10 protein-coding genes are annotated in these 12,141 nt (G+C 52.3%); 4 read left to right on the forward strand and 6 right to left on the reverse strand.

From position 1 onward, the window contains the following. Positions 1 to 7 precede the first annotated feature (7 nt). Genes leuC through IFT53_RS14300 form a run of 4 tightly spaced genes read right to left on the reverse strand, consistent with a single transcriptional unit; the run spans position 8 to position 4,000 of the window. A complete protein-coding gene (leuC, locus tag IFT53_RS14285) occupies positions 8 to 1,414 on the reverse strand; it encodes a 3-isopropylmalate dehydratase large subunit (RefSeq protein WP_192065584.1) in 1,407 nt (468 codons plus the stop codon). Between the two features lie 36 nt (positions 1,415 to 1,450). Continuing rightward, on the reverse strand, positions 1,451 to 2,374 hold the full coding sequence (locus IFT53_RS14290) for a polysaccharide deacetylase family protein (RefSeq protein ID WP_042619914.1): 924 nt from the start codon (positions 2,372 to 2,374) through the stop codon (positions 1,451 to 1,453). Next, entirely contained in the window at positions 2,374 to 3,300 is a 927-nt protein-coding gene (locus tag IFT53_RS14295) for a polysaccharide deacetylase family protein (RefSeq protein WP_192065586.1), read from the reverse strand. The genes IFT53_RS14290 and IFT53_RS14295 overlap by 1 nt, the downstream gene beginning before the upstream one ends. A gap of 22 nt (positions 3,301 to 3,322) precedes the next feature. Beyond that, entirely contained in the window at positions 3,323 to 4,000 is a 678-nt protein-coding gene (locus tag IFT53_RS14300) for an isochorismatase family protein (protein ID WP_192065587.1), read from the reverse strand. Positions 4,001 to 4,436: 436 nt separating this feature from the next. On the opposite strand from IFT53_RS14300, the gene IFT53_RS14305 reads away from it, so the two are divergent. Further along, the gene (locus IFT53_RS14305) at positions 4,437 to 6,221 is read left to right on the forward strand and encodes a methyl-accepting chemotaxis protein (protein ID WP_446737678.1); all 1,785 of its coding nucleotides are present in this window, start codon (positions 4,437 to 4,439) and stop codon (positions 6,219 to 6,221) included. Positions 6,222 to 7,063: 842 nt separating this feature from the next. Further along, positions 7,064 to 8,245: an acyltransferase family protein gene (locus IFT53_RS14310; RefSeq protein ID WP_192065591.1), complete on the forward strand. Its 1,182-nt coding sequence runs from the start codon at positions 7,064 to 7,066 to the stop codon at positions 8,243 to 8,245. On the opposite strand, the gene IFT53_RS14315 is transcribed toward IFT53_RS14310, so the two are convergent. Then, positions 8,229 to 8,678: a hypothetical protein gene (locus IFT53_RS14315; RefSeq protein ID WP_192065593.1), complete on the reverse strand. Its 450-nt coding sequence runs from the start codon at positions 8,676 to 8,678 to the stop codon at positions 8,229 to 8,231. The genes IFT53_RS14310 and IFT53_RS14315 overlap by 17 nt on opposite strands. Next, complete coding sequence (locus IFT53_RS24135) at positions 8,603 to 9,094, reverse strand: acyltransferase family protein (protein ID WP_192065594.1); 492 nt, start codon at positions 9,092 to 9,094, stop codon at positions 8,603 to 8,605. The genes IFT53_RS14315 and IFT53_RS24135 overlap by 76 nt, the downstream gene beginning before the upstream one ends. A gap of 384 nt (positions 9,095 to 9,478) precedes the next feature. Between IFT53_RS24135 and IFT53_RS14325 the strand changes: the two genes are divergently transcribed. Both IFT53_RS14325 and IFT53_RS14330 read left to right on the forward strand, forming a co-directional pair. Continuing rightward, a complete protein-coding gene (locus tag IFT53_RS14325; protein ID WP_192065595.1) occupies positions 9,479 to 10,693 on the forward strand; it encodes a hypothetical protein in 1,215 nt (404 codons plus the stop codon). Positions 10,694 to 10,707: 14 nt separating this feature from the next. Beyond that, entirely contained in the window at positions 10,708 to 12,072 is a 1,365-nt protein-coding gene (locus tag IFT53_RS14330; protein ID WP_192065597.1) for a glycosyltransferase family 61 protein, read from the forward strand. Positions 12,073 to 12,141: the final 69 nt, after the last annotated feature.

Here is a 12,141-nt window from a genome sequence, read left to right on the forward strand (position 1 = left end):
CCCGCCCTCACATTTTTCTGACGTCGGTCAGACAGCCGCTGATGGCAGCGGCGGCCGCCATGGCTGGGCTGACGAGATGCGTACGTGCACCAGGGCCCTGGCGGCCAACGAAATTGCGGTTCGAGGTGGAGGCGCAACGTTCGCCGGGGCCAACCACATCGCCGTTCATGGCCGCACACATGGAACAACCTGACTCACGCCACTCGAAACCGGCCTCACGCAACGTCTGAGCAATACCCTCGGCTTCCGCCTGTGCCTTTACCTGCGTCGACCCTGGCACGACGATGGCCGGGATTACGGCCTTGCGGCCCTTGAGGATGGAGGCAGCAGCCCGCAAATCCTCGATCCGGCTGTTGGTGCAGGAACCGATGAAGACCTTGTCCAGTTTCAAGCCATCCAGAGGCGTGCCGGGGGCAAGCTCCATGTATTCAAGCGATTTCGTCGCGGCCTTGCGCCTGTCGGAGCTTTCGAAACTTGCCGGATCGGGAACGCGCCCGTTGATGGAAACGGCATCTTCCGGGCTGGTACCCCACGTCACCATGGGCGCAATATCAGCACCGTCCATTCCCACTTCCGCATCAAAGAAAGCGTCACGATCGGTGGCGAGCGTGCGCCAGTGGGCAACCGCACCGTCCCATTCCTGCTCCGATGGTGCAAAATGGCGTCCCCTGACATAGGTAAAGGTCGTTTCATCGGCTGCCACCATCCCGAAGCGGGCTGCGGCTTCAATCGACATGTTGCACAGCGTCAGCCGCGCTTCGATAGAAAGATCGCGCACCACTTGCCCGGCAAATTCGATGGCATGACCACCGGCACCGGCTGCCCCGATTTTCGCAATCAACGCCAGCATGACATCCTTGGCAGTCACGCCCTGCCCCAGCACACCATCAATCACGACCCGCATAGTCTTGGGGCGAGACTGCCATAGCGTCTGGGTTGCCAGAACATGGGCATTTTCGGATTGGCCAATACCGAACGCTATCGCGCCTAGCGCGCCCTGCGTCGACGTATGACTGTCCGAACAAACGATGGTCAGCCCTGGCAGCGTGATACCCTGTTCCGGCGCAACCACGTGGACGATACCCTGCTCACGGCTGGACAGGCCGAAATGGCGCATGCCGCCCCATTCCATGTTTTCATCGAAAGTATCGATCATGTGGGCGATGGCAGGACTTGCCGCATCGCTCGATGTTCGCCCCAGTGTGGGCACGTAGTGATCTGCGACACCGAAAATCTGTTGCGGACGCCGTGGCTTCAGGTTGCGTCGCTTCAGATCGGCGAAGGCATGGAAGCTGCCTTCGTGGATCATGTCACGATCAATATAGAGCAGCGATGGGCCTGCCGGATGGCGCAATATTTCATGCTCATCCCAAATCTTGCCCAACATTGTGCGCGGTGCAAAAGCTTGCGCCATGACCTTGTCTTTCTGTTATCAGTTCGACGTTCGGCTTTAGTCAGCGGCGCGGAATGCCGCGCAAATGTCGCCTGTGGGTGCATTCCACACACCTTCATGCGACAGAATGTAATCCAGCGCCTCGCGCAGATACTCCACGCGATACGGCATGCCCGAGACCCAGCTGTGCAGCGGCAGGCTCATGACGCGACCGCCATATTGCGCACTTTCACGGTACAGCACGTCGAAGCGGTCCTTGACCTGCTGCACCCATTCCGCTTCAGAGTGGAAATACTCGTCGGCAACCACCCGGTCGTCCGTCTCGTAGGCCATCGGCATGGCCAGCAACGAACCATTGCGAGTTTGCATCTCGTAAGGAAGGTCGTCATTGGCCCAATCAAGGCTATAGGCAATGCCATTCTTCGCCAGCAGATCAGGCGTATTGAAGCCCTGCGCACGGCCAGGCGAGAGCCAGCCCTCGACCTTCTGCCCGCTTGCTTCGCGAAGCAGCGTCAGAGCCTCGGCAATGATGGCGTTTTCCTCGTCTTCACCAAGCCCGGAGTGATGGACTTTGCCCATATCCAGTCCATGCGCAATGATTTCATGGCCGCCTCTGACCACAGCGTCGATCAGCGCCGGATAACGCGCAGCAATCACACCATTGATCGCGAAGCTGGTTTCAAGCTCTTTTTCGGCAAGAAGCTTGAGGACGCGGAAAATGCCGATGCGATTGCCATAATCGCGGTTCGTGTAATAGCGAAAATCCGGGTAAGGCATGGACAATGCGCCGGGCGCCTTGAATGGCTTGGACGGCATATCAAGCGGGAAATGCTGGACATGGGTCACGATCGACAGCGCAATGCGCGCGCCATCTGGCCAGGCAATCGGCTTGCGAGAGAACAGATCGCTCCACTCATAGCGATCATGGTCCATGCCATACCGACGGTTGGGATAGTTGAGATAGTCTTCAGGCATAGACATCAGCGCGCCCCCTTCCCGGAATTGTGGGTCGCCATCGCGGCACTCATGGCGTCATAAGCGCCGGTGGCGTGATAGGCTGCGGCGATTTCGCGGCCAGTCGTCTGCCACACGCCGTCGTGCCCCGCGATGTATTCGATGGCTTCTGCAAAAGCGTCGATACGATGTGGCTGGCCGACGAGGTAGGGATGCAGCGGAATGCACATAACGGTGCCGCTTTCATCGCCTTCTTTGTAAAGCTGGTCGAACTGCCGCTTGATAATTTCGCCGTAATGTCGCGGCGTGACCTTCTGGCTGTTATAGACGATGACGTCGTTCATCTCGAGCGAGTACGGCATGGAGATGAGCTTGCCTGTGTTGACCTTGACCGGCATCGGCTGGTCGTCATGGAACATGTCGCAGGTATACTGAATGCCCGCTTCTGAAAGGATATCCATCGTCCAGAAATTGTTGGACAGCGCCGGCGAAAGCCAACCAGCCAGTTCCTGGCCGGTGTGTTTGCGCACCGTATCGAACGCATCGCGGATGATGGCGCGCTCCTGCTCTATGTCGAGATTGTAGACATAACGCGTGTTGTAGATGCCATGGGAAAAGAATTCCCAACCGCGATCCGCGCAAGCCTTGATGATCTCAGGATGGTGATCGCACAGGGCGACGTTGAGAGAGACAGAGCCGCGAAAACCGGCCTTGTCCATCGCCGCCATCATTCGTTGCCAACCGGCACGATTGCCATAATCACGATGGGAATATTGCAACACATCCGGATTTGGCCGCGCCCACGGCGTGCGGGTTGGATTGTTGGGCGGATTGTATTCGTAAAACTCGATATTCGGAGCAATCCAGACGGCGATCTTCTTATTGCCGGGCCAGACGATCTTGGGACGGTTGGGCCAGGGCAGGTAGTCGTAAAGCCCCAGATCCGACTTCATTGCGGTACCCTCAGCGGCCATCTCAGCGAACCTCCGGCTGGTAGGCCTCGTACCAGGCAATGGCATCCGCAACGGGGATCACATCGCCATACTTGACCGAGATATCGTAGAGATTGGCGAAATGCGGGCTCTCATGCTTGTCCGCCACACATTCCTCGGGAACAATGACCCGGTAGCCGCGCGAGATTGCATCCACCACGCAGGCGCGAACACAGCCGGATGTCGAGCCACCGGTCAAAACAACCGTATCGCACTGGTGCCAGACCATCAGCGACTGAAGATTAGTCTCATGAAACGGCGATGCCATGCGCTTATTCATGACGATGTCTTTGACATGATCAATCTCCAGGCGCGGATCGAACTCGGCTCTGCGCGAACCGACCTTGATGTTTTGCAGCGAGTCCGGCGTGTTGGTTCGCGTACCCCACACACCGCAGTCCTCACCCGATTCCATGTAGGCCACATAGGTCCACGTCACCGGAAGGCCCTTAGCGCGAGCGAGATTCGACAGCGTATTGACATATTCCAGCTGCCGAGGATCGGTTTCGTAAGCGGAGACAAACTCGCCCAAAGACGTGTAGGCACACTGCAGATCAATGTTGATCAGCATTGGCTTACGACCGAATCCAAATCGCTTGCGTGTTGGATTTTGCTTGGCGTTCTCGTAAATCTGACGCGCGGTAAGCGATGACATTTCCATGACGACCTCCAGTGCATGACGACCCTTCACACGACCGAAATACAGGTCGCTTCCTCAGCAAAGGCATCGCTTTATTATTTCTATTGTTATCACTTTATATCATTTGTAAAGCCCAATCTCGCAAGCGTTCCGCTCTTTTTAGAAGACGCTTTTTGACTGGGCAATTGCCTCGGAAATGACTGTCTTTTTGCTGATAAAGTGAGCAATAAATGCTATTTCAGAGATGAGAGCGACGGGTCTTTCACCCGACACATCAAACCAAGAAGCGGACAATGACTGGACTATATCCAAGTGAAAACCGCCAGTGATGCAACACATCATTGCCAGATAGCCGCAACCTTCATTCTTATACTAGAGGCGTACTCTGGGGTGATGACGCTGCAAATTGATTATTAACAATTTTAGGATATTAGCATGTAGAAACAACGCCCAAGGGATGAATATGCTCTGGTTTTCTTCTTCTGACCGCTCAGCAGTCTCGCATTACAATGCAATATCACAGTCGCACGCAGTGATTTGGTTCACCCCCGAGGGCGTTATACGCGGCGCTAACGCCAATTTTTGCAAGGCGCTGGGATATGATCTAAAGGAAATCGTCGGTCAGCATCATCGGTTGTTTGTTGAGGCAGCAATTAAAGATTCTGATGAATATGTTTCCTTTTGGCGTGACCTTGCCGCCGGAAAGCACAATCGTGGCCAGTTCCGCCGCATTTCAAAAAACGGTGACGATGTCTGGATCGAGGCATCCTATGATCCGATCGTCGAGAACGGCAAGGTAGTCGGCGTGGTCAAGATCGCCGCAGACATTACCGCCACCAAAATCGCTGCACTTCACAATGAAAATATTCTGAGAGCGCTGGAGCGTTCTGTCGGAATGATCGAGTTCGACCCTGAAGGTGTAGTCGTTGAAGCCAACTCCGCGTTCTGCAAGGTCATGGGCTACGAGCGCAGTGAAATCATCGGACAGAAGCATAGGCTGTTCTGTGAACAGAGCTATGTTGCTTCGGAAGACTATACTGAATTTTGGAATAAACTCCGGGCGGGCGTTTTCTTTTCAGACACCTATCGTCGCGTGGGCAAGAATGGCCGTGATGTTTGGATACAGGCGACATACAATCCTGTTTTCTCTTCCCGCGGTGTCATCTACCGTATCGTGAAATTCGCCACAGATATCACTGAACGCATGAACGCAGTTGGTATGTTGAGTTCTGCAATCGGTAATCTTGCCGACGGTGATTTGAACTCGCAACTCACGACCCCATTAGATCGCTCGATGGAGACGACACGCCAGGATTTCAATACCGCCGTCGTCAAACTCGACCGGGTCGTCAGCGAGATCGCTGGCGCGTCGCATGACATCGCAGAGACTGCGAAAGAAATGCTGGATAACGCCGGAACGATTGCCAAGAGAACTGAACAACAGGCCGCAGCGCTTGAAGAAACGTCCTCAGCACTCACGCAGATCACGCAGACAGTGCACGATTCCAGCCAGCGCGCCTCGGAAGCTGGTGATCTGGTACGTCAGACACGCCAGTCAGCGGAGGAGTCAGGCCAGGTCGTCTCTGCTGCGGTTGCCGCCATGGGGCAGATTGAGCAGTCTTCGAAGGAAATTTCCAATATCATCAGCGTGATCGACGAGATCGCGTTCCAGACCAATCTTCTGGCGCTGAACGCAGGCGTCGAGGCTGCACGCGCTGGAGAAGCGGGCAAGGGTTTCGCAGTCGTCGCCCAGGAGGTGCGTGAACTTGCTCAACGGTCTGCAAAGGCAGCCAAAGAGATCAAGGATCTGATCACGACGTCGTCCAACCATGTTAAGTCCGGCGTTGATCTTGTCGATCGCACAGGAAAAGCCCTTGAGACTATCGTCGTTCGGGTGATGGAAATTGACCGCAACGTATTGGCAATCGTGGAGGCGAGCCGCGAGCAGACCATCGGGATCAAGGAAATCAATCAAGCGGTCAATGCGCTCGATCAGGGAACGCAGCAGAACGCCGCCAGCGTCGAGGAGCAGAACGGTGCAAGCCATCAGCTTGCAGCCCGTGCTGACAGCCTTGCCGCCCTCATCGGACAATTTCGCACGTCAAAAGCAACCAACTCGCCTTCGACAGCACGCAATTCCAGGCCCGCAGACCTTCCCAAACCCTCTCGGCCACAGCTTTCGCGGGCCACAGCCGCACCGATCAAGAAAGTTGCGAATGGTGGAGAGTGGCAGGAGTTCTAAACCTAGCTATTGGCACTCGCACCTGAAAGATCACAATCAGACAGGAATCAGAAAGGGCCGGAGGCATTTGCCTCCGGCCCTTTGTTTTATCTGTCGATGATAACACCCGCGTTTCCTTGAAGACGCCGGAAAGGACATGCCGGGTTTGCAGCGCCGAGGCGTCGAATATGCATGGCGTCACGGCAAACGTGATTGAGACACCGGCAAGGGTCAGCCACTCTTTGATTTTGAAGGTCATGCTATGCCGCTTTTGATCGGTTGATGAACCAGGCCTCCAAACAGTGGCGCGACTGAACGTGAGATTATGTCGATCCCCCGCCACACGACTTCCAAAGAGGTCACCAGATACACGAAAGCAGCAAATCAGAAGACGCCGGAGGGTATTCACACGAGAAGGTGCCGGTCGGATTTGCAGATACGTCTTTAATAAATTCTTTAGACAAGTCTCAATCGTTGGTGAATGTGATGTCCGAATCTTCACACGACCGTTTCCGGTTGGCTGAAACTTTGCCGCAGAACCGATTGCCAAGCTAAAGCATGGTTAAGTATTTAAATTCACATACTTATATCATCATCTCTACAAAACATGCCATAAACATAATAATTGCTGTTACGGAAAAGCATACTACGATCTTTTAGTGTCTCATTATGTAGATATCACTCATATTATATAATATTAAAAAACAATATTCTGATGCAAGCTGATAACATATACAATTGAATGCGTATTTTTCTATCAACAACGCACTTACATTACTTTACATAGTCTAAAATTCGATATTAAAGCTTCCCGAGGAATTAAGGCGACGCTGCCGCAACTTAACTTTTCCATGGGGACCGACATGCCTGTCAGCAATTCGCCGAAGTCCCGGCAGCGGTATTGGGATACGTCGCGTGCATTCTTAATGCTTTTAGGGATCCCTCTGCATGCGTCTCTACTTTATGCGGTCCATATAGACTGGGCCGTTTCAGCCACATCCAGCAACGTCTTGTTCGACTGGATATATCTCATTATCCACTCGTTTCGGATGCAGGCGTTCTTTATCGTTGCTGGTTTTTTCGCCGGAATGTTGCTCGTCAGAAAGGAAGCGGGCGCCTGGCTCAAATCCCGAGTCATTAGAATAGGCGCACCACTGATTGCCGGAGTGATCCTAATCAACCCCTTTCAGATGCTGATCACAGCAGCTGCTGGACTTGATCTTACGCTGGCGACTCTCGGAGACGTGCGAGCGGAATTGCTGAAAGAAATCACCACATCTGGAATACACTGGCTCCGCCATTTTTGGTTTCTTGTCGTACTTCTTGAACTATCAGCGCTGCTAGCGTTCGCGCATTCTGCCTGGCCGAAGCTTGCTTATTGGCGCCCGGAAGAGAGAGTTTCGTCGCTGGTCAGCAGGACCCCCCTCCCTTCACTCCTCGTCGCGGCAGTATTAATCGCGGCGGTATCCATTGCGTCCGTCATTGGGATGAGTTTTACCGGGTTTAATAATCACCGAATTTTGAGCATGCTCCAACTCCGAAACACGCTCATATTCGCGCCGTTTTTCCTCCTTGGCGCGTTCCTTTCCCGTGATAGTCAAATACTGGAGCGCTTTGTGAAGCCAATTCCGGCAGTTTGGTTGGGAGCGGGAGTAAGCATCCCGGCCTACGCGGCGAGTACCCTCCTTATCAAAAACCAACATATTCAGACTATTGCCGAACTCGTCAGTAGCTCCTTCGCAGGGCTGTTTATGGCACACGTCGTGCTCAGCGCCTGCAAAAAGTGGTACGATAAGCCTAATCCAATCATTGACCGCCTAGTGCTGGGCTCTATGGCAATATATGTTCTGCATCAGCCAATCATCGGCGTGCTAGGGATGATGGCATTTTATGTAGACGCACCAATCTTTGTTGAATTCTTGGCTATCTGCCTTCTGACGCTCGCTCTGGCTTACGTCGGATATGTCGTTGTCGACAAGTCTCGAATCCTTAGCCTGTTTTTCAATGGGTCGATTAAGTCGCGTGCACCTATTTCAAAGACTTGATTGCGGTGAGGAATTTCCCCTTCAGATCGCATAAAGCGAAAGAGAAAGCGATAACGATAGCGATAACGATAACGATAGGAATGAACAGATAGCTCTGGATATTGTGGAAGGCAAACTTTGGAAATTTACCCGACACGCAGACGTACGCAAAGAACAACAGATTCAATGCGCAGCCAGTCAACAGCATCGGGGTGCGGTCGCGCATCTTGATGAGGACGGAATAGGTAATAATGCCTTCAAAAAAGAAGAAAATGCACAATCCAAACAGCCACAGCGGCGTCCCCTGGTTCTTAATTGCACCTCCCAATCCTAAAAACAGCAGCGGAATGACGACCCCTAAAGAAAAAATACGATGTGCTAATAAGAAGAACAGTGCGTAAACCGCCAGCTCAATTGAAACAGACCAAGACGGCGGGTTGAAGGCATTCCCCATATGAAAGCCCCAGCCCCGACGAAAAACACGTTCAGAATAAAATGATACAAATCATTGTAACTGACGATCTGGAAGCCTCCATCAAGTTTCTTGCTAAGGAACTGAGCAATGGTCACAGCCAGCAAAGTTATCAAATGAAGCGGATAGAGGCGTGCAAAACGTGCGATTGCAAATTTACGCCCATCAACCTTCCTGCCAGCATAAACTTGAGGGAATACGAAGCCTGAGATAATCGAGAAGGCTTGCACGGCCCAGAAACCATGCTCGTAGATCGGCCATAAAATTGAATATGATGGCTGGTCTGATCGAGGAATTATCATCCCAGGAGGTGGCGGCCCATGCAGCAAACTGCCTCCCATAAAGAAATGCTGGTAATGCCAAAATAAAACAGCGACGGCAGCAATACCCCTGAGCATATGCACGCCGTAGAAATGCTCCGTTTTGCTGATTTTTTTGTATTCCTATGCTGAAGGCGGGGAGAAAAAGTTCCATCCTAAGTCTTTACTTTGCGCGTTCTTTTGTAACATTTGCCGCCCCTGCCAAAAAGATAGCCACGTCTTTATCGATGCAATAGAGCTCGCGCAACCTAACGGCGCAGCGAAACACATTCATTGCACCACAAACAAAGCCCTGCCTCTGTCGCTTCACGCTTTAAAAATCGTGAAATTTCAAACTGCAGTAGACAGCGTTGTCACAATCTGCGATCGCGGAAAGATATGTTGATTGTAAAACAGTCGACATACCATGCTCGTGAATATATGCGTGGCTGCTGTTGTTCAGTGTTGGAGGCAAACGAGTCAATGATAGATGAAAGTAAGCAAACCAATGTGGTGTTCGTTCATTCATCTTTTCGCACTGGCAGTACCTTTGTCAGGTCATGTTTTCGCAGAGATCCAAGAGCGTTAAGCTTCCAAGAGGTGTTCAACGAAAATCTTGCTGACATGACCCCAGAGATGATTGGACATTTCAACCCTGGCGGTTGGCACTCGAAGCACCCGTCCATGGCCCCATATTTTCTAGAGTTCCAGTCATTGCTTTGGGACACTGGAAACGGGGTTAAGCTCTATGATCGCTCGATGTCTTACGGGACCTTTTTCTCTGGGAGTGAACTCAGAACGGAAGAAGCCGCTTACATCGGCCAGTTGATCGAGCTGGCACACAAGCATGATCGTGTTCCAGTTATCACCTGCACACGAAGCCTCGGAAGGCTGCAAGCGCTCAAAAACGAGTTTGGAGGGCTACACCTGATGATCTACAGAAACATCTTCGATCAATGGTGTTCGTACACTGATCAGTGGTTAAAGGGTGACAGCGGGTTCATCCAAACCATCTGGCTGGCTTTGAACGGCAGCCATGGAGACGAGCTGGCAAACAAGATCGGGCGCGTTTACGCCACAGAATCTCGCTCCCCAACTGACCCGAAGAACTTCTTAGCCTTCTGCCTGTTACACCTCTATCTGTACGCGCGCGCTGCAGACCATGCCTCAGACATCGTCGACATTGACAAGCTCGCCGCTGACGACGATGTCCGCAATAGAATTGAGAAGCTGATCAAGGATTCAAGCGGGCTGGCTGTTGACTTCAGCAGTGCAAAGCAAACCAAGTCGTTCTCCTTGGTGGATATCGGTGGAACTGAAATACTCAGAGATACCCTGAGTGCATTCCCCGAAATATTCGCAATTCCGCAGACCGAATCTGGCAAGAAGCTTGTTGAGGAAGCACAAGAAACTCTCATTATGTCTTATGAGAATTTCTGGCGCTTCTCTGGAAAGTTAGCCAACGAGTTTAGCAAAAGCCTTTCAGAACTTGAGACGGCAAAGGGTCGGATCGCAGAAAGCAATGCCCTGGTGCCGTCGCTTCGTGCGCACATCGAAATGCAAGATGAAACAATACGTTCACTCAGAGCCCATATCGCTATGCTGGATGAAAAAAACATTGCCCTTAAAGAGCAGCATTTCAGTAGCAATGCGAGCAAACCGAGACGGAACTTTCTGTCGTTTTTGAAACCTCGTTGATCCGAGATTAGATTATGAAATTACGAATTCTGAGCAAGATATTCAGAGCTGCCAAGTGGAGGCTGAATGCACGAGCTTATCAACTTCAGCTTATGGAGACCTTCGCAGACCGGTATGGGATCAAGCACACTACTTTGCTTGATCGATCAGTTATCTCGGGGCCGCAACCAAAATTCTTCGGCGGCATCGATAGTGTTGACTTGACCCTATACGAAGGCCAGCAGGTTGCTCCAAGGGTTACGCTTACAGAGTTCGAAAATGTAACGGCAATAGGGCGGTCTGAGCTCGTCTTGCACGGCAGCAATGCTCTTTACCCCAGCCCATTCGATCCAGCGCTTTACGCATTCATGCTTGAGGGGGAAAAGCGCGCGCGCGTAAACCTAAAGCGCGGTCGGGTTAAAATGCTCTTCCGAAGCAAGACGAGAAAGGTAGACACTGCCATCAGCCTGTTAGGCCAGTGCAATGGGAACTACGCGCACTGGATCCTCGAGGTATTGACGCGGCTTGCGATCATCAACACGCTTCCAGAACTCAAAGGCCTTCCGCTTCTCGTAGATTCACCCATACATGAAAAGATGATGGATGCCTTAGACGTTCTCAATGCCACCGGTAGAGAAGTGATCCCGGTTCGTGATGCAGAACGGGTCAAGCTCAAAAGACTGTTTTCCGTAACGTCGCCAAGCTTTACCCCACCAGAAACCCGCCAATTTTTTGCCACTGGTAAAATCGCGCCTCCTGATAGAGACCAATTCCAGTTTTCGCCTGATGCTCTTGAGGTTCTCCGCAATCTCGCCCTTTCCGAATGCTCGCAGTACGTGGCACCGAAATCGACACAGACTAAGCCAGTCACTCGCGGTTCTAAACCTGTCGATCCACGGCTTGTGTTCTTGCAGCGACGCCAAGGAACAACAGGCAACGGCAGGCATATATCCAATGAAGCAGTTATTGAGGGGGAACTGCGCAAGCAAGCGTTCGATGTTGTTGATACCTATGCGCTGTCGTTCGAAGAGCAGGTTATGGCCCTCCAAGATGCAGAGATAGTTGTTTCAGCCCTCGGTGCTGCGTGCGCCAACCTTGTTTTCTGCAAACCCGGCCTGTCCGTGATTATGCTTTCGCCACGCTATCCAAACGCAACTTGGTTCTATTGGGTCAACTTGATGCTTGCAGCTGGGCACAAGCTTTATTTTGTTCTCGGCCCCCAGGTTGCGAGCAGCAGCGGCACCATTTATCATAAGAATTTCAAAATCAGCCTCAAGCTGCTGAACGAAGCCGTCGAGGCGGCAAAATCCGAAAGGTCCCATCATGATAACCAACGCCCTCTTGGCGATCATCGCAGTTCTACTCGGGATCGGCGCTTTCAAGATCAACCGGCTGTCTAAGGCTTCGGGAATAGAAGACACCCTCACGAAACGCGAGGATGCCTACTACTCTTCTAAATACCTTGATTG

The sequence above is a fragment of the Rhizobium sp. CFBP 13644 genome (genome assembly GCF_014842165.1).
Classification (GTDB): Bacteria; Pseudomonadota; Alphaproteobacteria; order Rhizobiales; family Rhizobiaceae; genus Agrobacterium; species Agrobacterium tumefaciens_C.